Source organism: Leptospira ainazelensis, from assembly GCF_016918785.1.
Lineage (GTDB): Bacteria > Spirochaetota > Leptospiria > Leptospirales > Leptospiraceae > Leptospira > Leptospira ainazelensis.
This window is the reverse complement of the sequence record NZ_JAFFPT010000062.1, coordinates 93,882-117,321: the sequence shown is the minus strand read 5'-3', so window position 1 is coordinate 117,321 and position 23,440 is coordinate 93,882. Positions and strand designations below refer to the sequence as shown.

Below are 23,440 nucleotides of genomic sequence, written 5' to 3'. Positions count from 1 at the left end.
CCGAAATTTCTTATCTCGAAAAAACAATTCCCAAAATAAAACCGGGACCGACATTTCGATCGATCCCAAAATATTCATTTTTTATAATCTATTTTCTTTGTAGCCTAAGAGCGTTGAGAACCACGGAGACGGAACTAAACGCCATCGCTCCGCCTGCGATCCAAGGCGCCAAAAACCCGGCGGCGGCAAAAGGAATTCCGAGCGCGTTGTAAATCAGGGCCCAAAAAAGATTCTGACGAATATTATAAACGGTTCTCCGACTCATAAGAAAAGCGTTCGCGATCGAAACAAGGTCTCCGTTCATGATGACAACGTCGGACGATTCCATCGCGACGTCGGTTCCGGTTCCCATGGCGATTCCTAAATTAGAAACTGCTAATGCAGGCGCGTCGTTAATTCCATCGCCCACCATTGCGACAACTTTTCCGGAATCCATCAACTTCTTTACTTCCTTTGCCTTCCCCTCCGGGAGAATTTCCGCAAGAACATGATCGATTCCGCAAGTGTTTGCGACAGCCTTCGCGGTTCTTTCATTGTCGCCCGTAATCATATAGACTTCCATACCCAGAGCTTTTAGACGATCAACCGAAGCGGGGGTGGATTCTTTGACCGTATCCGCAAGGGAAAGGATGGCGCTGTGAATTCCGTCCACGCCGAGATGGACCACAGTCGCGCCCTCCGCTTCTCGTTGTATCTTCAAATCCAGAAGGTTCTTATCTAAATCGATTCCCCTTTCTCGAAAGAGACGATCGGTTCCCAAAAGGATTTCTTTTGAATTCACGACCGCAAAAACTCCGCCACCGGGAACGGTTTCGAATTTTTCCGGAATCAGCAGAGTCATTCCTTTGAGTTTTGCGAAATCGACGATTGCTTTTGAAAGCGGGTGTTCCGAATTTTGTTCAGCAGAACCCGCGAGCAAAAGAAGCCGGTTTTCATCGCTCGGCTCCAGAACGTCGATTTTTTTAAGAACGGGTTTTCCGTATGTCAATGTTCCCGTCTTATCAAAAACGACAGTATTCACTTTATGAGCGATTTCTAATGCTTCTGCGGTTCGAAACAAAATTCCTTGAGTGGCGGCTTTACCGGAACCTGCAAGAATCGAAACCGGAGTCGCCAATCCGAGAGCGCAAGGACACGCGATAACGAGTACTGCGATCGCCTTTTCCAATGCCCCTGAAAAAATCCCCGGCTCCAACCAAAAATACCAAAGGGAAAAAGTAACGGCTGCGATCACGATCACGATCGGAACAAAAACTCCTGAAATACGGTCGGCGATCCTTTGAATCGGCGCTCTCGATCCTTGGGCCTCTTGAACTACCCGCACGATTCCGGACAAAAGAGTGTCCTTTCCGACCTTAGAAGCCCTGAGTTTCAAAACCCCGTTTTTGTTAAGCGAACCGCCGAACAAAAAACCGCCGATCGTTTTTTCAACCGGAATACTTTCACCGGTTAACATCGATTCGTCGATAGAAGAACTCCCTTCTTCGACGATCCCGTCCACGGGAACGGTCTCTCCAACTTTTACGAGAAGCAAATCCCCGACTCTCACCGCTGCCAATGGAATCTCCTGGATTTCTTCTTCGCGAATTATATTTGCGGTTTTCGGCTGAAGTCCGACCAAGGATTGAATCGCTTTGGAAGATTTCCCCCTTGCGAGATGTTCCAAAAATTTCCCGAATAAAATCAGAGTAATTAGAACCGCAGAAGTTTCGTAGTAGAGAAAAATCTCTCCATGATAGTGCTCTCCCAAAGATAGAAACGATTGTTTTACGCTATAAAAATACGCCGCAGAGGTTCCCAGCGCAACCAGAACGTCCATATTCGCGCCTCCGTTTCTAAGAGATCGAAACGCTCCCAGATAAAATGAAGAGCCGATCCAAAACTGCACCGGGGTCGCCAACGCAAATTGAAGCCAAGGATTCATTAGAAAATGCAAATATTCGGAAAGTTTGTTTTCTCCAAAATGTCCGATCATCGCCAAAAGCAAAGGAGCGGAAAATAATGCCGAAGCCAGAAGTTTGAACTTAAGTTTTTTAAATTCTTTTTCGTGAGCCTTTTCGGCTTCCCCGTGGACAACGATGTCCTCGTGAACGATCGCTCTGTATCCGAGAGAATCCACTTTGTCCAATAAGACTTCCTCCGAAACCGGAGTGGAAAATTCGACCTTTGCGGTTTCCATAGCGAAGTTGACTCTCGCATCCTTAACGCCGGGAACTTTTTTTAAACCTTTCTCGATACGAAGCGCACAATTGGCGCAGGTCATTCCGATCAGATCCAGGGTAATTCCGGAATCGGAAGAATCCGTTGATACGGGCGCGGTCATTTGACGGCACCCGGGGTATAACCTTCTTCTAGGATCGCGGCCCTAACCTTGGTTAATTCCTCTTCGGTACCTTCACCTTGATAAACGACTTCCTTATTTACAAAGCTCGCTTTAGATGAAAGACCTAAGTCCTTTAACGCGGATTCGATCGTATGTTGACAGTGATTGCAGGTCATTCCCTCTACGATTAATTTGATTTCTTTCATAATTTTCTCCGGATTTATTTAAGAATGCGGTCTACTGTGGTCATAAATTCGTTTAAGATCGCGGGATCGTTATCCTTGATTCTTTCCACGACACAGGTTTCAATATGACTTTTAAGAAGAATTTTAGAAACTCCATCTAACGCAGATTTAGCGGAAGAAAGCTGGTTTAGAACGTCGTCGCAGTATTCGTCTCTTTCGATCATTCCTTGGATTCCTCGGATTTGCCCCTCTATTTTTTTGAGTCTCAAAGTTAAACCTTCTTTAACCTTTGGATCCGAATGTAGTTTGTGTTTCGGTTTCATATACCATACCCCCCTATACTATAGACGATTTTTAGAAAAAATCGGTAAAAAAATCGCATTCAATGAATTTTTTTCTAAGGTTCCCTTTTGTATTCGCGATCAGATGCGCGTGAGTGAACTGGACCGTCTCAGAATCTTAAAACGTAGGAACTCCACACCAGTGTTTGATAAAAAAGAACAATTAGAAATGCGGCAACAAACCAATGAGACGTAATCTGTGGGAACTCACACCTATTCTGGATGATAAAAGAACAATTAGGAATAACCCAAAAAATCAATGAGACGTAATTTGTGGGAACTCACACGAATAGATTAGAATTTTGTAAAACCGGATTTTTTCGTCTTTCGAGCTTTTGTAACTGATTCTTAGTACTGAACTTTTAAAAATTTAAGCCTTCGGCTTTGAAAGTTAAGTGAACAGCCGAACTGAAGAATAAGATCAGATCCACCGGAATATCGATTCCATCTCGATCTCAAAGATCCCGCTTCTCTTCCGATTCGAGCAGGAGCACACGGAATTCTTATCATTTTTTAATCCTTTCAAATGACAAAAATACTTATTTTTTGTTTACTTATTTTATAATAAGCATATTCTCAAATTCGAGAATCTCCTGTGTTAGAACCAAGAAAAATCAAACGAGGTACAGAATCAAAAATTTCCGGACGATTTGAGACGATTTCCCGGGAAAGGGATCCCGAAGATCCGAACGAATTCCCCTCACCCAAAACGATTCTTTTGGAGGAACACGCAAAGACGATCGTATCCGAAAACGATTGTCCGGATCTCGGATTTACCAGATCGATCAATCCTTATCGAGGTTGCGAACACGGATGTATTTACTGTTATGCGCGACCCAATCACGCCTATGTGGATCTTTCTCCGGGAATCGATTTTGAAACCAAGATTTTTGCAAAAAGAAACGCACCCGAACTTCTGAGAAAGTATCTCGCGAAACAAAAAGGTGAAGTTCGAACAATTCAGCTCGCGGGAGTTACGGACATCTACCAACCGATGGAAAGAAAATTGGAAATCACGCGGGAACTCCTCAAAGTGTTTTTAGAATTTCGACAACCCGTTGCGATGATTACAAAGTCCTTTCTTGTCACTCGAGACTTGGATCTTCTTGAAAAATTGGCGTCTCAGAATTTGGCGAAAGTTTACATTAGCGTAACCACTTTGGATTCCGAACTCTGGAAAAAAATGGAGCCGAGAACAGCCAGTCCGGAAAGAAGACTCGAAACAATTTGTAAACTTACCGAAGCGGGAGTTCCTACCGGAGTGATGGCCGCGCCGATGATCCCCGGATTAAACGATAACGAACTCGAAACGATTCTTCAATCCGCGAAAGAATCCGGAGCCCGATCCGCAGGAATGGTTTTTTTGAGACTCCCGTTCGAAGTCGCTCCCCTCTTTTTGGAATGGTTGGAAAAAAATTATCCGCTCAAAAAGGAAAAGATAGAAAATCAAATTCGCCGTGCACGGGGAGGCAAACTCTACGATTCCGATTATTCAAGTCGGATGGTGGGAACCGGGCCCTACGCGGAAATGCTCTGGAAACGGTTTCGCATCGCAAGAAGTCGATTACAACTCGAAGATTCCATGCCCTTAAACAAAAAAATATTTCAAATACCTGAGATCTATCGACTTCGTTTAACAAAAGGGGAAAATCTTTTTCCAGGTCTTTGAGGTATATTACAAAAACTGAATTCTCTTAAACTTTGATTTGTTAGGAACTCCCCGCGGTTTCCGATAAACGAAAGTTAAGGAATCCGGCAAAAGAGAGTCGATTCTTCACTTCGCTTAACAAAATTAAGAATCAAAAAACATTCTTTTTCCAATCCATACCCGGTCTTTTACCCCGAATTCTTTCCAAGAAGAATCTCAGAAACAAAATCCGAGTTAACTAACATCGTTCTTCTTAAAATGAGGACGTCTCAACCAAAAAAGGAGAAAACAAGAAGAATGATTTTATTCTATCCGTTATTTAAAAAAGATTCTACTTGGACTTGACTAAACTTGCGTAAGTTTTGAACAATGCTGCGGACTCCTTCCTAATTTATATATCAGGAGAATAGTGAAGAGAATGAGAATAAAAAAAAAGAAGAGCATTGGGCTGATTTTTTGTGCCCTGTTTATGGCAGGATCCCTTTCTGCTCAGACCTACACCGTGTTTGTTCATGGAAAGTCTGATAAGAATCACAACGGCACCGGCACAACCGACGTAAACAACTACTGGGGAACAAGTGTGAACTCCGTTTCCGGAGCGAAGGTATTCGTCGGTTACGACGGAACTTCCGATCCGAGAAGTTACGGAGCGTCCAGAGCGCAGACCAACTTTACGACCGTAGCAAACACATATTGCAAGGGAGCCAATTCCTGCAAAATCGTTTGCCACAGCGCGGGTTGTTATGTGACCGAATACTGGCTTGCAAACTTAGGAGCAAGCGCTTCCAGCAAAGGTTACAATTTCACAAAAGTAACCGCACTTGCCGCGGCGTCCGGTGGTTCCGAATTGGCGTCTGCATTGAACGGTGCAACTTTCGGTTTTGCCGGAAATTCGATGGATAAGGCTCTTATCGTTTCGACAGCAAGAGGCGCTTACAACCACAACAACACTGCGGGAGTAACCGTGTATCAGGTTCCCGGATATAAGGGAATGGCGGGAGCGTCTTTAATTCTCCCGGGCGAAGACGACTATGCAGTCGCTTATCATTCTTCCTGTGCTTACAACAAGGCGGGCGGGGTGAGTCAGTGTCAGTCCTCTTTGACTCAGAGCGAAGGGATCTGGCCTTTTAACTCGAATGTAACTTACACTCAGTTTCAAGGACACACCAGAGCTCCTTCGGTTGCAGCTTCAGGATTGTATCTGAATCACAGCGAACTGAAAAACGAAGGTTGGAGATAATTCTTCCGTCTTAAAAAAGAAACTCCGCTCTTTATGGGGAGCGGAGTTCGCGAGGATTCATCCTAAAGATTCACTCTTCCGTAGGATCCTTTCCAAAAAAAATCAGCCTAATATCATTCTTCGCCGATTCACCCCGCCTTTCGCATCCAGCACTTTCGACTCGACGGGCAACACACATTCCAATTGCAAAAGAAAAATTCCAGATCGACCCGAACTAAAAAACGCTCCTCCCGTTTCGAACATAAGTCACATTCCATTTTTATAAATTATATTTTTGTTATCTTTCCATACTCTCCAGTTCCTTGATTCTTCTTTGTTTCTCGTTGCTGTCCCAGATTTTGGAAGTAAATTGTTTCACGTCATAAAACTTGGTCTTAAAAAAATCCTTATATGGGAGAATGAGTTCTCGATCCGGCTCCGTCGTTTTGGCCGCCTGAATTTTTTTCAGCCCGGCCTCCCCTTGACCAAACCATTCCGGGTCGACCGCAAGATTGACTCTGTGACCTCTGATATCCGTCACGACGTAAGGACCGTCTAAACCGGAATCTCGAATCAATTTACCGTAAAATAAAAACTCGGCCTCTCCGTAACCGGAAGGAAGTTTAGAATCAAAAGTCGCCCAAGCGATATACTCCCCTGTTTCTGCGTGTTTTAGATTGGCTTCCACGTGATAATTTCCTGCGGTATAAACGTTGATTCCTACTCGAACTACGAGTGAACCGTCGCTCGTAGTATCCGAAAACGCTCCGCTCAACTCCGCCGGTTTTCCGGGCGAAGAATAGAATGAAGTATTCAATTTTCCCGTTTTTTTATAACCGGGCCCGTAACGAAAATCGACTTCGAGAATCATATCACCCCAGTCTTTTTGAGTGGGTTTCCATTGAAACGTATAGAGCAAATCTTTCGCGACATCGTCCCCGTTCACTCCGTTATCTCCGACGTCCGGACTTAGGGTTCCGAACTTCTCTCCGTCAAATTCTCTCCACATCCGAGAACCTTTGATCTCGATCGGAATTCTTTTTCCTTCGGGGTTTTTACAATCAAAGACGATTCGCATCTGATCCTGAGAACCGATCACCGCCCAAGTAAGGGGTTGCAACTGACAACTGTAACCGTTCGGCTCTTTCGAATCCGCGTTATCCGCCATCGGGATCGCGGTCGTTTGAATAAAGGACGGTCGAGTCAAGTCCTCGTTGTATTTGGAAAGTGGTCTCGAACTAGGAGGATACTGCGACCATTCTTTATAATCTTCTAATATTCTTTCGATAGGTATGGAATCGTCTATGTCTTGAAGGGATCCGCCTCCATTGTCGCCGTCAAAGGAAGAACCGGATCCACCCGGCGGGGAATTTCTCGCCATTCTTTCAGCTCGTTCTTTCTTTTCGCTGTCGGACTGAAACCAAGGCGCCCCACCTTCCTCCGGCCAGAAAACGAACGCCGTTAGAATTAGGATTGTTGACACAATCACTCCATAGATCACATACTTGTTTCCGATTTTCATGAATTCCTATTCTTATCCCTCCCTAAACGAGCACATAACGTAAAATAAGGGATTATTTTTAGTGGATCAGCGTAAATTCCCTCAAAGAGAGAGCAATCACATTTGTATTTATTTATAATTAGTGTTTTTTTAAGATATTTTTTTTATTTTCCCCGTTATTTATAAATCGCGATACTTCACTTGACTTAATACTGGAAGAGTCAAACTTTTAGAGCGGGAGAAGAATTTCTTTTCCCCTAAAGAAATGGAGAATAGTGAAAAAAGATGAGTAATTTGAAAACAAAGCTGATGATGGGACTGGCTCTTTGTGTTTTTCTTTTAGCGGGAACCCTTTCCGCTCAGACTTACACCGTGTTCGTACATGGAAAGTCTGATAAGAATCACAACGGAACCGGAACTGTGGATGTGAATAATTACTGGGGAAGCAGCGTAAATTCTGTTTCCGGAGCAAAGGTGTTTGTTGGTTACGATGGAACTTCAGATCCTAGAAATTACGGATCTGCAAGAGCGCAGACTAACTTTACGACTGTGGCAAATACATATTGCAAAGGATCTAATTCTTGCAAAATCGTTTGCCATAGCGCGGGTTGTTACGTGACCGAATACTGGCTCGCAAACTTGGGTGGAAGCGCTTCCAGCAAAGGTTACAATTTCACAAAAGTAACCGCACTCGCTGCGGCGTCCGGCGGATCCGAACTCGCTTCGGCTCTCAATGGAATCACTTTCGGGTTTGGTGGAAACGCGATGGACAAGTCCCTGATCGTTTCTACTGCGAGAGGTGCGTATAACCACAACAACACTGCCGGAGTTACCGTATACCAAGTTCCTGGTTATAAGGGTATGTTCGGAGCTTCCGCGATTCTCCCTGGCGAAGACGATTACGCTGTCGCTTATCATTCTTCCTGTGCTTATAATAAGGCGGGCGGTGTAAGCAAGTGCCAATCTTCTTTGACTCAGAGTGAAGGAATCTGGCCTTTTAACTCGAATGTAACTTACACTCAGTTTCAAGGACACACCAGAGCTCCTTCTATCGGATCGTCAGGATTGTATCTCAACCACAGTGAGCTGAAAAACGAAGGTTGGAGATAATTCAACTTTAGTCAATGAGTGCAGCTCCGCTCCATCGAGCGGGGTTGCCTTGACCCGAAACGTTTCCGAAACCGCAAACTTTTTGAAAAATCCAATGCCGTTTAAAACTTACGCCACACAAATTCGGAAATACGTTTGTATGTTTTCGGTATTCTTAATTCCTTCCTGTTCGTTTTTGATCTGGAAGAATTCCTCCTTATCCCTGGAAAGAGGTTGGTCCTCATCTGGAAAAGAAATCGTTCAAACCGAAGTTTTATATGAAGAAAAAGATTCTTGGAATCCGCTTTCAGGGACGACTTTAAAAAGAAATTATCGTTCCGTAATACGAATTTTTGATCCCGCTCGATCTTCGAATCCTGTGGAAGAGATTCCGTTTTCGTCCTGGATTTTACCGGGAACGGTTTACTATCATTCCTCAACCGGAGCCTTGTATTGGATCGGGGGAACCGACGACCAATACGGAAGTTTTGTAAGAATTCCGAGCGCGTTCAATCTGAGTGAGAAAAAAGAAATTTCGATCTCGACACATTTAAAACCGGACCAGGTCGTTTTACAAATCATTCCTTCACCTGACGGAAATTCCGTCGTTATGATTACCGCGGCCACCGATGCAGACCTAGAATTTTTACAACCGGAACTGCTCTGGATTTCGAGAGGTTCGGACGGCTTGCTACAACCGACGAGCCGGATTCCTTTGCCTGAGTGGAAGGAAACTCCCTCGTATAGGTTGCGTTGGTCGGACAAATCGGATCGAATCTATATTCAAATTTCCGAATTCGTTTATACAATCCGAAAGGAAAAACCGATTCTTCAAAAGACTAACGAGTTTCCACTCTGCTTTTATCCGCCGACCTCTTTCGGTTCCGTCGGGATCAGCCCTTCCGATCAAAATCAAACCAAAATGGAACCGAATCCGTTTTTGTCCTTTTCCGACCTTCCCAAAATCCAAAACCCGAAAAAACCCCGCGACTGTAGCCGTCTCTAAATTTCTAAACCCTTATTCTCCGAAAAACTAAAGGGAATATTATAATTTTATAAAATATCTAAATCAATCAAAGATACCGCGCAAATTCCATCAGCATAATTCCGGACCCGACACAAACGGCGATGACTCGAGTGGAAAACAAAAACTTGCTTTTTAGCTTTCCCAATTCCGCGATCAATTCCGGACTCGGAGTTCCTTTCTGAAAAATTTGTCCGATCTCGGAGATTCTTTTGACCGTGGGAAGATTGATCCACAAACCGAAACAATAAGCCGTCACACCCAGCATTCCTCCGATTCCGAGCAAAATCCCGTATCGCGAAAAAATCCATTCCAACTGGAATCCGTTGGATAGATTCCAATACAACAAAAGACCGGTTAAGAGCGTCCCGAATGTTACGGTATTTAAAACGATCGGATAAGAATTCGTTTTGGCGATTTGTTGCATCATCTTACCGCCGTCCGGCCCCAACGCGTTCGCGGCCGGTAATACAAAAATTGCCATGACAGACGCAGCTCCCGCCCAAAAAATTCCGAAGGCGACGTGAACAAATTTTAGAATCAAAAACAGAGTGGTTGAAAAAATCAAAACAATATCCTCTTCATTCGTATTTTAGAATTTCTGAATGTTTTTTGCATAGGGAAGAATAATCCTTTCAGAATTCGTTCGAAAATAAAAACCTCTTCTTACGAACGAGGACTCTTATAGAAATCGAAATTCTAACTGGAATCCCAACAAAAAACGATTCAATCTAGAAATATTTTATTGATTATGGATCAAGAATCGTAAGGTCGATCTTTTTTTAATCTTAGAAAAAGCGTCTTCGAAATACTTTCACTCTTTGTTATAAAATAATTCCATAATTCTCATCAAGAGAATCGGTGGATTTTTAATCTAAACCGCGAGCATTACTCAGGAGATAGATATTTAGGAGAAAGGGAACCAACCGTCCTGGAAATGAAAAAGTTTTGAAATTTATCCGCAGGCAAAAAAGACTTTGAGTTTACTACAACCGAACAGCGGACCTTTTTACGGGCTTAGCATCGCAAACGACAGACCGTACCGGATTCTTCCCAAAGATGGACCGGGAAAGGTGATTCTCGATTTTGCTGCTTACAACCGGGTTCGATCACTTAGAAACGCCGAACTCTCTTTATATGGGCTCACTCTGGTATGATTCGAACTCATATTTTCTCAAGTTGGCTTCGAACGCAAAGAGCAATCAATAAGATTTCCTGAAAAATCAAAAATCTCACGTCGAAGCTTTTTTTATCTATGACTTGTTTTTTCCATTCTCCCAAATTGACTCCTCTGAAGCTGGATCCCGCAGTTTGGCGGCTCTCCACGGGATTTCGTTTGCAATTCGAAACCGCAACGCACGGCTCCATAAAAAATCGGAACTCTATATTCTTTTTTAAGCATATTCGGATTGTATAATTTTCTTACAGACATTATATAACAAACGTACGTTATTTAATAAAAACTTGCAAGAATCGATTTCGCTTAACATTTTTTTCTTGAACGAGGTTTCTTCTTTATTATCTTTCGTCCTGCGCTCTTTCCAAAGAGCATGAGGTTAAAAACAAATGAAAAAAGTGATGAGAATTTTAAGCGTATTGCTTGTTTTTTTTATAACAAGCGTTCTTTCTGCTTCCGGAGGCGGTTCTTCCAGCAAACCCCTTTCCGGATCCTATCCTATCGTGTTAGCTCACGGTCTATTCGGTTGGGGAAACGGTTCCACAGTTGTCGATTATTGGGGTGGAAACGCGGCGTATCTGAGAAATCAAGGTGCAACCGTACTCACGCCTTCCGTTACAGCATTGAATTCGAGTTCTAACCGAGCTTCTCAATTGAAGAATGCAATCCTAACGGCAATGGCCGCAAACAATTACACCGGTAAAGTGCATATCATCGGACATTCTCAAGGAGGATTGGATGCTCGTTATATGGTATCGAATCTTTCTATGAGTGGAAAGGTAGCGACCCTGACTACTTTGAATACGCCCCACCGAGGAAGTCCGGTTGCGAACATCGTTGCGACCGTAATTCCAAGTTGGGCGCTTCCTTATGTTTCTACGGTACTCAATACCGTGATCGGATTTGTTTACGGTGATTCCAGCCAAAACGCAACGGCGGCTTTGAAACTTCTTACGACCGACGGTTTGAAGGCTTTGAACGCTGCGGCTCCGAACGTATCAGGAGTAAAATATTATTCTTACGGATCTACGATCTCTGTTCCGGATTTGATTCAACACCCTGCGATGGGAATCATCTATCCAATCTGTGCGATCGGAGCTCCTTTCTACGGAATGAGCATCGCCAACGACGGCGTGGTTCCGGATTCTTCTCAAAGATGGGGAACGTGGAAAGGCGGACCTTCCATTCCTCTTTTGACAACGGGTGTCGATCACTTGGAAGCGACAAACGCGCTGTATCTCGGCCAATTTTGGTACGATACAAACGCTTACTTTTTAAAAATGGCGTCTAACGCAAAAAGTAATCAATAATTAGTTTCCTTCAATTCTTCCCGTAGTCTTTCGATTGCGGGAAGAATTTCGACTTTTCTCTTCCTAAAAAAACATTCCATTTTTCTAATCTTCGGAACTCTTTTCCAACCAGTAATAAAATACGGGAAGAATCACGAGAGTAAGCAACGTGGAGGAAATGATTCCCCCGATCACCACCGTCGCCAAAGGTTTTTGCACTTCCGAACCCAGACCGGAACCGAACGCCATCGGTAAAAATCCGAAAGACGCCACAAGCGCGGTCATGATCACCGGTCGTATTCTACTCGTAGCCCCTTCTAAGACCGCTTCCCTTACGGATCGATTCTTTTCTTCCCTGATTCTATGAATCGTATCCAACTTTACGAGTCCGTTCAAGACCGCGATTCCGGATAACGCGATACAACCCACAAACGCGGAAACGCTCAGATCCATTCCTCTCAAAAAAAGAAACCAAATTCCTCCGGTGAGAGCAAAAGGAACACAAAAGAATACGAGTAACGCCTGACGAACCGAACGAAGACCGAGATACAAAACTACGAAGATCATCAAAAAGGTAGAAGGTAGAATGATCGCCAATTTTTTCTTTGCATTTGCGAGGTTTTCGATCTGACCGCCCCAAAATACGGAGTAACCTTTGGGAATTCCCATCTTAGAAATTTTCTCCTTCGCTTCCGTATAAAAACCTTCCAGATCTCTTCCTCTAAGATTTACCGAAACCGCAACGAACCTTCGGGAGCGATTTCGTGATATAGTCATAACCTTTTCCTTTTTATCGATCGAAGCTAGTAATTTAATCGGAATCATTCCGCCGTCGATCGTTCCAACTCCTATGTTTGCGATTTCGGATTCCTGATTTCGAAAGTCTTCCGATAACCAAATTTTGATGGGAAATCTGACTTCTTCTTCGTAATATCCTCCGAGCTCGAATCCGCTCATGGAGGCCTCCACCACGCTGTTAAACGCCGGAAGGGAAATATTATAATATTTTAATTTATCAGGATCGGGAGTGATATCGATCACTTTGGATTTTCTCAGAGCCATGATCGGATCCAATTCGACTTCCGCCGCGCCCGGAATATTGTGAAGAGTTTCCTTGAGTTTACTCTGCAAATCCAAAAGCGTATTGAGATCTTTTCCGAGAATTCTTACGCTGATATCGGCGCGACTTCCTTCCAGAAGTTCGTTAAACCTAGCTTCCAGAGGTTGACTCAGAGTAAGCTCGGACTTAGGGAATCGTTCCTGAACTTGAACGTGAATTTTATCCAAAAACTTTTCCCAATTTTTTTCCTTAAGCAAGTCCGCTATGTTTTCTTTTTTTAGGATGATAAACGTATCCGCATTGAATGTTCCCATCGGATCGTTCGCGACGGAGCTGGTTCCGATTCTTGAAAAAACGCTCTGAACTTCGGGAAACGTCATTAGAAGTTTCTCCACTTCTTTCTGTTCTCTCAAACTTTCTTCGATGCTGATATCTCCTTCTCTCACGACGACCAGCATCAAATCTCCTTCCATCAATTTTGGAAGAAATACAGTCCCCATTCTAAAATAAATAAACAAGGTCAACAGAAAGAATACGATCGATCCGATCACGATCGGTTTCGGTTTGTCCAAAAGACGCGGCAGATAAAAAGAATAAAGTTCGACGATACGACTCTTCTTGATCTTTTTGTTTTTGTGATTTCCCGCCGGTGAAATAAAAAAGAAAAGAAGCGGAGGTAATAAAAACACGGCTAAGATCAGACTGAATCCCAACGCCAACAAAACGGTTTCCGCCATCGGTCGAAACATTCTTCCGGGAATTCCGTCCAGTGTAAGAATCGGAAGGTAAACAAGCATGATAACCACAACCCCGAAAAAAACCGGTTTTAGAACTTCGATAGAAGCCTGAGAGATCGTTTTGATTTTCTCTTCCTTGTTTCGATAGGTTTCTTTTTCAAATCGAGTGAGAACGTTCTCCGTGATTACGATCGAAGCGTCCACGATTAGTCCGAAGTCGATCGCTCCCAAGCTCATCAAGTTGGCCGATATGCCGAAAAACTTCATAAAGATCGCAGTCAGTAACATCGATCCGGGAATGATCATCGCTACTATGATCGAGGCCTTGATGTTGAATAGAATGAAGAATAACGTCAGAATTACGAGGACCGCACCTTCGATAAGATTTGTTAATACGGTCTTAATCGTAGAATGGATCAAAAACGACCGTTCTAAAAGCACCTTTACCTGAACGTCTTCCGGAAGATTCAAACGGGAAACGGCCCGGTTCAAATCCAAATTGACTTGATAACTATTTTCTCCCCGCAACATCATCGCGGTTCCCAAAACGATCTCCTTCCCCTCCGCGCTCGCTCCGCCTAATCTTTGTTTACCGTGCTCGTTCACTTGTGCGATATCGGAAACTCGAATGGGTTGACCCGTAACTGTCCGCCTAACGGTGACTTGCGATAATGAACCTAAACTTTTTTTGATTCCATACGCGCGAACGATGGCAACCCTGCCTTCGTTTTCGATAAACCCTCCGCCGAAACTTTCTCCGATCGTAGTCAACTCGTTTGTCAATTGATCGATTGTGATTCCCCAGTTTTTCATCTTATGCGGATTGAGATCGATATGAATTTCCTTTTCATAACCTCCGTTGGAATCAACTTCCACGATCCCCGATACAAGGGCTTTTAATTGCGGACGTACGGTGTAATCCTGAACGGTTCTTAAAAAAAGAAGACGATCCTTTTCCGGAAGAGCGGCTAACTTAGAACCCGGTTTCGCCTCCACGGTGTAAAAGAAAATTTCGCCGAGTCCCGTCGTATTGGGAACGATCGTGGGTGAAATTCCCTTGGGAAGTTTCTCTTTGGCGCTTGCGATTCTTTCCAGAACCATTCCTCGCGCCTGATAGATATCGGTCCCTTCTTTGAAGACTAAAGATATATTAGAAAGTCCGAATTTAGAGACCGATCGGACGTCGATTAGATTCGGCATTCCCATGAGCTCAGTTTCTAAAGGAAACGTTACCACTTTTTCGACCTGTTCCGGATCCAAAGATCCGGTTTTCACCGTAACGATCACCTGAACGTTCGTAATATCCGGAACCGCGTCGATGGGAACTTCTCGAAGCGTAAAAAAAGAATAAATAAATAAGAAAAATACGATTCCTACCGAAAGAATCGGATTATTTAAGCTGATATTCAAAAGTCTGGACAGCATGTTTAAAGGTTCCTATAATTTCTTTTTCGTTTGAAACGTAGAGCAGATTCAAAAGCATTTCCACGTGAGCGATCTGAGCGTCCAGGATTGCGTGATGGGTTTCGTGGAGTTGATTTTCGAGTTCCAAATAACTCATCATCAGAATTCTGCCCTTTCGAAACTCTACGTCCGCGTAATTCAGATCTCGTTCAATTTCGTCTAACTTGGATAGATTGAAAAGTTTAAGATTTATTTTTGCCTGTTCGTAGTCCAAGAAGGCCTGTCTAAACGAGGTTTTTACTAAATTTTCCTGATGAGTCAAAAGACTTTGTTTGGACTTAACGTTAGTCTCCGCTGCGGAAACTTTATTTTGGAATTGATCCCAAACCGGAAGTTTAAACTTTACGCCGACGTCGTAAAATCGGTTCGCAACCCCGGATCTGTCCTCGCCAACCTGACTGACAATCGAGTAGTCCGGATACTTTTCTAAATTGGCGATATTGAGTTCCGTTTTAGCCTTTTCAATTTCACTCCTGGCCGCCAGAATCGTTAGATTTCGAGAAACCGCTTTGTCTTGGAGTTCCTTAAAATCGAACTTAACACCTTCCGAAAAAAACGGAATTCTAACCGACGGCGCGGTTTCCAGCATAAGATAAAGATTCATCGCTTCGTATTGTTTGTTCGCATCCAATTCCAAATCGTTAAAGTGTTTTCTAAGCGCTAAAATTTTTCTCTGAATGATAAACAGATCCGTTTTCGCCTGAGGAGTGATAAAAGGTCTCGCTCGAATATAACTTTCGATGATCGAAAGCCTTCGAAGCCTTTCCTGAACGTGATCTTTTTTACTCGCTGAAACGAGATATCGATAAGCGAACTTAAGCGCGTTAAAACGAATCGAGTTACTCGCTTCGGCCAACTGAATCTCCTTGATGCGGGAATCATTATCGACTAAGATCTGACGTAATTCTTTACGGCCCGGGAAATAAATGGGTTGTTCGAATTGCATCGCGTATTCCGAACCTACTCCTCCTGCGGCGGTTCTCTGTCCATAATCCATCGTCACAAAAGGATTTTGAGTTTTACCTTGTTGTTTTCTTTGATAAAAAAGAGTTTCCAGGTCCGCATTGAGGGAAATGAGCAAGGGAGAATTTTTTTCCGCCAAACTCAGAATAGACGATATATCCAATTCCTTGGAAGAATTAGAATCGATCGAAAACGGCGCCGCGATTACGATCAAAAACGAAAGAATAAAGACAACGTTCCTTTGCCGTAAAATTCTCCCTGAATTAAAAAACCTTCGACTAAGATCGAATAAATGGAAACGATTTCGTTCTAATTTCATAAAGTATACCTCCTTGAAATGAAGATCGATTCTCCCGATTTTTCAGATCCATCCGATTGAACTGATAAAAAACCTCTTCTTCGGGAGAAAATAGAATACAAGGAAATCTTAAATGAGAATACGAACGATAGATAGGATCAGAAGAGCGATCGATTTTTTTTTAGAATCATTAGATAAGAATTTTTTAAAATAAAAAATCGAAACATAAGAAAAAAGTAAATCGGCGGATCTATAGTGAAGAGGAAAAAATTCTTTTAAAAGTTTAAAGGATTGCGAATCGTTTTCGGAAAGTGCGATAGAACCGGCGTCCCATTCGCAACCGGGAGCTTCTTCCGAATTTTGCTCCTGATGACAAGGCGCCGAGGATTGAATTTCTTTCGTAAGTTTGGAATCGAATTCACAAACCGGTCCGCAATCAAAGATTAAAACAAAAATGGAAAGTATCGTAAGAGCGATCCATGTTTTAAAAATTGCCGAACTCATAGAGTCCAGCTTACTTCACCTCGTCGCTTGTCAATGGAAAAAGTTGGCCTATGACTTAAGGCCTTTTAAGAGAGAATGCGGAACAAAATCACGTCGATGAGATCGTTTCGCATTCTCTTTCGCAAGGTTATTCTTTTATACCTTTGTTTCAAATTGATAACGAAAGATATCGTAGTCTCGAAAGTCCTTATCTATATCGATGTTGAGATCGAGAATCTTTCCTTCTTTGATATCATACACCCAACCGTGGAGTTGCAGATCGTTGGCCTGACTCCAGGCGTTTTGAACGATCGTCGTCATCGAAAGATTATAAACCTGCTCCCTTACGTTGAGTTCGACCAAACGCTGGTGTTTTTTATCCTCGTCCAAAATAGAACCGAGTTCCTTACGATTCATACGATATACTTGTTTTATATTTCGAAGCCACGCGTCGATCAGACCGTGATACTTGCCGTCGATCGCGGCCTTTACGCCGCCGCAACCGTAGTGACCGCATACGACGATGTGTTTGACCTTTAAAACTTCTACGGAGTATTGGAGGACCGACATCAAGTTCATATCCGTATCGATTACTAGGTTGGCTATGTTTCTGTGGACGAAAAGTTCTCCGGCGCTTGTACCGGTCATCTCGTTCACCGAAATCCTACTATCGGAACAGGAAATCAAAAGATACTGAGGAGCCTGACCGAGGGCCAAATTCTTAAAATAATCCGGATTCTGAGCCAGTTTCTCTTCGACCCAAATCCGATTGTTATCAAAAAGTTTTTGATAATCTTGCTGTGCGACGAGATCAAAAGGTCGATTTTTGATTTTTTCATAAGGAGTAATCACGTCGATGATTTCGAGTTTTATGTTCCGCGCACTTGCAGAAATCTTAAAGTCCTCTATAATCTCCAAAACGTCGGGATCGATATATTTGGATTTGGAACCGTCTATGATCAAATGCGAGTTATCCGCCACTTGATCGAGTTTATACAACATACTCGATTTGTTCAAAAAAGAGACGTCCTCCGAAAGATCGATACGAACTTCCACGCCGTAAGCTTTTTCCTTTTTATTAAACTCGTAAGGATTTAGGATATTTCTTCTCATAATAAAAAAGATCGCAAACGCACAACCGATCCCGATTCCGATCAGAATATCCGTGAAGACGATTCCGATAATCGTAACGACGAACGGAAGAAATTGATCCATCCCTTTTTTATATTGAGCTTTAAGAATCCCGTAATCCGTAAGTTTATAGCCGACCACCAAAAGAACAGCAGCCAAAGACGCGAGTGGAATCTTAGCGATCCATTCCGGAATCAGAACGAGGGAAAGAAGAAGAAAAGCTCCGTGAAGAAAAGCGGACAAGCGAGTTTTTGCGCCCGCTTGCAGGTTCGCCGAACTGCGAATGATAACCGAAGTGATCGGAAGACCGCCCAGAATTCCGGAAACTAAATTTCCAGTCCCTTGAGCTATGAGTTCCCGGTTTTTAGAAACGATTCTTCTTTGCGGATCGATCTTTTCGATCGCATCCAGGTTGAGAAGGGTTTCCAAACTCATCACGACGCAGATCTTAACCGCGATCCAATAGACGGTTTGATTCTTCCATTGGGAAAAACTAGGATAGTATTGATCTTGAAACAGGTCGAAAACGTTTCCGAGTTGGATCGGTTGAATAAGATGTTCCGAGCCGACCGTTAACATCGGAAAAAAAGGAACGATTGCCTGATTTAAAAAAACCGAAGCCAAAATTGCGATCAAAGATCCGTGAATTAAAAAACGTTTGTGAAGTTGGAACTTCTCCCAAAGTAGAATCGCAGACAAAGAAACGATAAAGAGAAAAACCGCTCCGGGAGTAAACCGAAGAAGAGCGTTCCAGATTTCGGTGAACGTATTCTCGCGGTCTTTTTGAAAAAAATTCAAATCTCCTTCGTAATCGATATCGTAACCCACGGCGTGCGGAATCTGTTTTAAGATCAACACGATTCCGATCGCCGCCAACATTCCTTTGATCACCGAAGACGGAAAAAAACTGCTCAGAATTCCCGCTCTCAAAAAACCCAAGAGAATCTGTAACACTCCCGCAAGACAAACCGCGAAAAGGAAATCATTAAAGTTTCCTAATGTTTGGATAGAATCCAAAACGATAACGGTAAGACCCGCGGCCGGTCCGCTTACGGATAACGGAGATTTGCTGATCCAGGAAACCACCAAACCGCCGACCATTCCGCCGATAAGTCCGGAAAGAATCGGAGCGCCCGAGGCGAACGCAATCCCGATACAAAGGGGCAAGGCGATTAAAAAAACCACCAAACTGGCTGAAATATCATGTCTCGCGTGATTCCACGAGACGTTACGAAAAGAATGCAATAAATTCATAAAAACTCCCACCGGAACAAAACCGGTTAATCCGAAATAGATTAAATCGAAGAAGGGGAGAGTTTTTCAGGCGGAGGATTTTCTATTTTAGAATAGAGTTGAGGGAGAATAAAATCGGAAGGGTCGTAATAGGAAACGATCTCAAAAGGAACGCCGAGAAAAAACGAATCATCGGAGGAATTCAAATCTTCCAACTTCAGTTCGGAAGTTTTTTCCTTTTCACCTTCGTTAGTTTCCGAACTTTCGCTCGCGGCGGAAATTGGTGAGGCATCTTTTCCGGAATCCATGATAGGAATCAGTAAAACCGAACAGAAAAGAATCAAAAAAACACTCAAGAGCGCGCCTATTTTTCTGTGTTTTATGGATATCAATTTACTCATCTAAAAACAAAAATCCGCCCTTTCGATATTTAGACCGGTCCGCGTGCGAATTCGCCTATTTTTTCAACAGTCAGAAAACGGACTACTCGAATCGGGCAAATTTTCTTTGAGAACGGATGTCCGTTTTCAGGCCCAAAGCCCTTCTTTAGAAAGAATTTTATAAAAAAACGCCGGCAACGATCGTCCAGAGTGTCTTTGCTTGAAATAAATTCAAAATCTACCTTTGGAAATTCCCCGAAATCGCGTTCCTAAATCTCCAAATTTTTCTTGGAAATTATTTTATGACAATTTTGAGTCATTTTCTTTCCAAAGAAAAGGAGTTCTTCCGGAAGAAATGCATATTTGTAGTTTTGAAAAAGAAGAATCCACATCTGGATACGACTATACCAAGCATTATCATTTTATAATTAGACAATATTAATTTTCGTTTACCAAAACCCTTTGAAATCAAACGCTCCTATAAAAGTAAAGACACATGAGAATGGAATACTTACAAAAAGAGAAACGAGAGATGGATATCATAACTTCCATCGAACAGAAAAATCACGTGATTACTAAATATCTTTTTGATAAAGAACTGACTTTTAAAATCGACCCGTTCGATCAAAAGGCCGTTATCAGAAAAATTCTCGAAGGCGGGGATAAGATCGTTGTCCAACTTCTGAATCCCGAAGATTCTTCCGGGGATAATTCTTTTATTCTTTTTATGATTCTTGCCAAATACATTCAATTGGAATGTGTACTCGTGCAAAAAATTGAAAAATCGCACGCCACCCTCAAAGTTGAAAAGTTAGCGATCGCAAAAAAGAACAGGGAACACCGACGTTTTATGGTTCAACCCGGCGAAGTCTATGTTACGAATGTCGTTTCCTCAAAAACGATCATCGAAACGAACATGTTCAACGTTCCGACTCTCGTAAAAGTAAACTTTGAGGATTACAAAAATCGTCTCAAACAGAAAAGCAAGGACATTATCCATATAGATACGTTCAAACCCGGTCTGGATCGTAAATTCGAAATCGTTAAAAAAAACCGGAAATATCTTCTGATAGAAAACACTCAAGATCCTGATTCTTATAAAAAATCTTCTCCGGGCGGACTCGACTATGAAAAAGATATCGACGACGATCTCGCGTCTTGTATCAAAAATTTTAAAGATCAAAAAATTATTTCCGAGCTGATAGTTCCGATCGTTTACACGAATCACGCGGATGAAAAAATTCCGATCGGTTATATTTGGGTTCAGAGCAAAGAACGGAATCTTACCGAACAATACGCAGAAGAACTCAGGATCCTATCGCAGGATATGGTGGAAAGAATCAAAGAATCCAACACGATCAAAACTGTGGAACGTTTTCAAATACTCGAGGTTTCTCGCGGCGGAATCAAAGTAAAAATCGATCAAGCTCATTTGATCGAAACTCTGCCAAAACAAGACGGTTTTGTTTTCGACATCTTCTTTCGTATGCAGGCGCCGTTTACGGTTCATGGATTGATTCGTTGGTTTAAAAAAGACAAAAACAATCATCTGATTTTGGGAATCGAACTTACCGGTAAATCGGACCTGCCCGGAGAAAGAAACCGTTACGAAAAGAACGTCGAGCTTCTGAGCAAAGACCGCTCCGAGAATTCGTAACGAATTCTTAATTCTTAAAAAAAGACGGGACGTTTTTCTCGCTTTTAATCCGCGTCGGCCTTGATATCTTCACTGTAAGGATCCAAATATTTGTGATCGACTCTCCAGGGTTTCATACCGTGGAACTCCACCCCGGCTCCGTGTTTCGAAGTCAGAATTATTTCCTTCCCTTTATGCAAAATCACACAACGAACGCTTCCGATATCGCTTTGTTCGATATATCTGGGACTCCCATCCGGATCTCGATAGTTATAAGAACCGATTTGCACCGGGTCCATTTCCCCTTCCACAAAAATCTCATAGTCGTCCAAACGAGTTCGAAAGGTAAGTTTAGGATACGATACGATCGTTTTACTCCTCAGAGAACGGAGAAACGAATGTTGATGAATCGGCTTACCGTCTCTTAGAAGGGTCACAAACGTCAGAGTCGGAGCCAAAGGTTGCGGACGAACCGTAACGATTTCCAAAGACCAATTTTCAGGATCCTTATCAAACTTGGGAACAAAGGTCCAGAATAATTCGGCGACTCGGTTTGTTCCCCAGATATGATTGAAATGTCCATTCCCTTTTTTGAATGTATATTTTTTATTCTTTAACTCAATCGTTCCCGAGACTTCCGTAAAAGGAGAACTTACGATACTTCTCGTTTTAGGAATCGGGGATCGGTCCAGCCAACGGGGAAGATGTCCCGCCGGTTCAAGTTTGTGTTTAAATTCAAAATCCCAACTGAGTGTCTCCCCTTTTCCGGTCAGAATCTTTCCCTTCATGTGATCGGGACCGACCGACGCACCCGGAAATTCGATCGAGTTTTCTTCGATCGAAATCTTCTGATAAGGGAAAGATTGAACCGCCGTTCGATGATTTTCAGGTTTTTGAATATCAAAAAAGGAAGCCCAGAGAACCGCGGACGGATAAAGACCAGATTTCCCCTTGGGGTTGAGAGTTGTATAACGGACCCAAAATGCCTGCTTATTTTCAGGAATAAGAACGACCGCAAACCAGATTTCGAATCGTGGTTTCACGACGCTCGCCGCGAATTTAGTAATAAAGCTTTCTTTTAAGTTCACTGCTTACCTACAAATCCGGGCGGGTCTTTTTGATTCGAAAAATTCTAAATTCTACCCTTTCTTCTTTCTTTTAGATACTCGATGACGGCCGGCATCACCGAGATGATGATAATTGCGAAAATAACGATTTTAAAGTTTCTTTTCACAAAATCCAAGTTTCCGAAAAAGTAACCGCCCAAGATAAAAATTGAGATCCACAAAATCGCACCGATCACATTATATGCAACAAATTTAACATAGGTCATGGTCCCTATTCCGGCGACAAAAGGTGCAAAAGTTCTAATAATCGGAATGAATCGTGCTATGATAATCGTTTTTCCGCCGTAAATCTCGTAAAAACGGTGAGCTTTCTCCAAATGTTCCTTTTTGATGAGGGGAATTTTCTCTTTTTCTAATATCCTTTCACCGGTAAAATTCCCCACCGAATAATTTACCGTATCGCCCAAAATTGCCGCGATGATCAGAAGAATAAGAGTGCTCGTGAGATCCAAAGAGCCCCTTGCGATAAAAGCTCCTACCGCAAAAAGAAGGGAATCCCCCGGTAGAAACGGAGTCACCACGAGACCGGTCTCCGCGAAGATGATTAAGAAAAGAATGATATAGGTTCCGCTCTGATACGTCTGAATGATCGTGTCCAGATGCGTTTCCAAGTTCAAAAAGAAGTCGAGAAAAAACTTAAGGGTTTCCAAGGTTCCTCCCTTGCTCTAAAGACGAGCCAGGTTCACTGTGTTTGAATATTTTAGGATAGAATTTCGGAGGAAGCAGACAAGTCAAACTCGTAAAAGGTTCAAAATAGAAGCCTTTCTTTTCCCGGGTTATAACGGAAAATTTTCGTTGGATAGTTGAGACGGATCGAATTGGAAGAGATTCCCTTTTTGTCCGGTTTGATCCTTGCGTCAAATTCGACTTCGTCTCCGGATTTCAAAACCATAGAAGAAAACTTTCGGGAAAGATAAAATAGTTGGGATTGAATGACCGGTTTTCCGGAAATAAGAAGACAAATGTCCTGCAGCAAGATCCTGGATTGTTCCGGATTTTTATGATTGAGAATCGAGACCACCGTCGCACGAAACCGGGTTCTTTTTCTCGGAAGAATATGGATCGGGCTCTCAGTCATCATTCTATTATACCTTTTCTTTGGAGAATTCTTTTGAATCGGACCAAAAATCTT

At 42.8% G+C, this 23,440-nt stretch carries 19 protein-coding genes and 1 pseudogene; 7 read left to right on the top strand and 13 right to left on the bottom strand.

What is annotated here, in order from left to right; translation table 11 throughout:
* Nucleotides 1–88 precede the first annotated feature (88 nt).
* The 3 genes from JWG44_RS14920 to JWG44_RS14910 are packed head-to-tail and all read right to left on the bottom strand — an operon-like array spanning nucleotide 89 to nucleotide 2,831.
* Entirely contained in the window at nucleotides 89–2,323 is a 2,235-nt protein-coding gene (locus JWG44_RS14920) for a heavy metal translocating P-type ATPase (RefSeq protein WP_205275796.1), read from the bottom strand.
* On the bottom strand, nucleotides 2,320–2,529 hold the full coding sequence (locus JWG44_RS14915) for a heavy-metal-associated domain-containing protein (protein ID WP_205275795.1): 210 nt from the start codon (nucleotides 2,527–2,529) through the stop codon (nucleotides 2,320–2,322). Before JWG44_RS14915 ends, JWG44_RS14920 begins: the two co-directional genes overlap by 4 nt.
* 14 nt (nucleotides 2,530–2,543) lie before the next feature.
* Entirely contained in the window at nucleotides 2,544–2,831 is a 288-nt protein-coding gene (locus JWG44_RS14910; RefSeq protein WP_205275794.1) for a metal-sensitive transcriptional regulator, read from the bottom strand.
* 613 nt (nucleotides 2,832–3,444) lie between these two features.
* Between JWG44_RS14910 and JWG44_RS14905 the strand changes: the two genes are divergently transcribed.
* Both JWG44_RS14905 and JWG44_RS14900 read left to right on the top strand, forming a co-directional pair.
* A complete protein-coding gene (locus tag JWG44_RS14905) occupies nucleotides 3,445–4,518 on the top strand; it encodes a PA0069 family radical SAM protein (RefSeq protein ID WP_205275793.1) in 1,074 nt (357 codons plus the stop codon).
* Between the two features lie 397 nt (nucleotides 4,519–4,915).
* On the top strand, nucleotides 4,916–5,737 hold the full coding sequence (locus tag JWG44_RS14900) for a hypothetical protein (RefSeq protein WP_205275792.1): 822 nt from the start codon (nucleotides 4,916–4,918) through the stop codon (nucleotides 5,735–5,737).
* A 277-nt stretch (nucleotides 5,738–6,014) separates the two neighbouring features.
* On the opposite strand, the gene JWG44_RS14895 is transcribed toward JWG44_RS14900, so the two are convergent.
* Entirely contained in the window at nucleotides 6,015–7,238 is a 1,224-nt protein-coding gene (locus JWG44_RS14895; protein ID WP_205275791.1) for a hypothetical protein, read from the bottom strand.
* A 264-nt stretch (nucleotides 7,239–7,502) separates the two neighbouring features.
* Between JWG44_RS14895 and JWG44_RS14890 the strand changes: the two genes are divergently transcribed.
* The gene (locus JWG44_RS14890; RefSeq protein WP_205275790.1) at nucleotides 7,503–8,327 is read left to right on the top strand and encodes a hypothetical protein; all 825 of its coding nucleotides are present in this window, start codon (nucleotides 7,503–7,505) and stop codon (nucleotides 8,325–8,327) included.
* Between the two features lie 94 nt (nucleotides 8,328–8,421).
* Nucleotides 8,422–9,312: a hypothetical protein gene (locus tag JWG44_RS14885; RefSeq protein WP_205275789.1), complete on the top strand. Its 891-nt coding sequence runs from the start codon at nucleotides 8,422–8,424 to the stop codon at nucleotides 9,310–9,312.
* Between the two features lie 67 nt (nucleotides 9,313–9,379).
* Here JWG44_RS14885 and JWG44_RS14880 read toward each other — a convergent pair whose 3' ends face one another.
* Entirely contained in the window at nucleotides 9,380–9,898 is a 519-nt protein-coding gene (locus JWG44_RS14880; protein ID WP_205275788.1) for a hypothetical protein, read from the bottom strand.
* Nucleotides 9,899–10,334: 436 nt separating this feature from the next.
* Here JWG44_RS14880 and JWG44_RS14875 point away from each other — a divergent pair.
* A pseudogene (locus JWG44_RS14875) lies at nucleotides 10,335–10,539 on the top strand (lipase); the annotation flags it as partial.
* A gap of 357 nt (nucleotides 10,540–10,896) precedes the next feature.
* Complete coding sequence (locus tag JWG44_RS14870; protein ID WP_205275787.1) at nucleotides 10,897–11,817, top strand: lipase family alpha/beta hydrolase; 921 nt, start codon at nucleotides 10,897–10,899, stop codon at nucleotides 11,815–11,817.
* Between the two features lie 84 nt (nucleotides 11,818–11,901).
* On the opposite strand, the gene JWG44_RS14865 is transcribed toward JWG44_RS14870, so the two are convergent.
* The 5 genes from JWG44_RS14865 to JWG44_RS14845 all read right to left on the bottom strand — a co-directional run bounded on the left by JWG44_RS14865 (nucleotide 11,902) and on the right by JWG44_RS14845 (nucleotide 19,566).
* The gene (locus tag JWG44_RS14865; RefSeq protein ID WP_205275786.1) at nucleotides 11,902–15,018 is read right to left on the bottom strand and encodes an efflux RND transporter permease subunit; all 3,117 of its coding nucleotides are present in this window, start codon (nucleotides 15,016–15,018) and stop codon (nucleotides 11,902–11,904) included.
* On the bottom strand, nucleotides 14,984–16,339 hold the full coding sequence (locus JWG44_RS14860; protein ID WP_205275785.1) for a TolC family protein: 1,356 nt from the start codon (nucleotides 16,337–16,339) through the stop codon (nucleotides 14,984–14,986). Before JWG44_RS14860 ends, JWG44_RS14865 begins: the two co-directional genes overlap by 35 nt.
* 108 nt (nucleotides 16,340–16,447) lie before the next feature.
* The gene (locus tag JWG44_RS14855; RefSeq protein ID WP_205275784.1) at nucleotides 16,448–16,822 is read right to left on the bottom strand and encodes a hypothetical protein; all 375 of its coding nucleotides are present in this window, start codon (nucleotides 16,820–16,822) and stop codon (nucleotides 16,448–16,450) included.
* A gap of 135 nt (nucleotides 16,823–16,957) precedes the next feature.
* Nucleotides 16,958–19,186 (bottom strand): carbonic anhydrase, encoded by a 2,229-nt coding sequence (locus JWG44_RS14850; protein WP_205275783.1) that lies wholly within the window; start codon nucleotides 19,184–19,186, stop codon nucleotides 16,958–16,960.
* Between the two features lie 41 nt (nucleotides 19,187–19,227).
* Entirely contained in the window at nucleotides 19,228–19,566 is a 339-nt protein-coding gene (locus JWG44_RS14845; protein ID WP_205275782.1) for a hypothetical protein, read from the bottom strand.
* A 481-nt stretch (nucleotides 19,567–20,047) separates the two neighbouring features.
* Between JWG44_RS14845 and JWG44_RS14840 the strand changes: the two genes are divergently transcribed.
* The gene (locus JWG44_RS14840) at nucleotides 20,048–21,202 is read left to right on the top strand and encodes a DUF1577 domain-containing protein (protein ID WP_205275822.1); all 1,155 of its coding nucleotides are present in this window, start codon (nucleotides 20,048–20,050) and stop codon (nucleotides 21,200–21,202) included.
* Nucleotides 21,203–21,246: 44 nt separating this feature from the next.
* Here the strand turns inward: JWG44_RS14840 and JWG44_RS14835 are convergent, their stop codons facing one another.
* The 3 genes from JWG44_RS14835 to JWG44_RS14825 all read right to left on the bottom strand — a co-directional run bounded on the left by JWG44_RS14835 (nucleotide 21,247) and on the right by JWG44_RS14825 (nucleotide 23,389).
* On the bottom strand, nucleotides 21,247–22,269 hold the full coding sequence (locus tag JWG44_RS14835) for a hypothetical protein (RefSeq protein WP_205275781.1): 1,023 nt from the start codon (nucleotides 22,267–22,269) through the stop codon (nucleotides 21,247–21,249).
* 44 nt (nucleotides 22,270–22,313) lie between these two features.
* A complete protein-coding gene (locus JWG44_RS14830) occupies nucleotides 22,314–22,958 on the bottom strand; it encodes a DedA family protein (RefSeq protein WP_205275780.1) in 645 nt (214 codons plus the stop codon).
* A gap of 98 nt (nucleotides 22,959–23,056) precedes the next feature.
* Entirely contained in the window at nucleotides 23,057–23,389 is a 333-nt protein-coding gene (locus JWG44_RS14825; protein WP_205275779.1) for a hypothetical protein, read from the bottom strand.
* Nucleotides 23,390–23,440 lie beyond the last annotated feature (51 nt).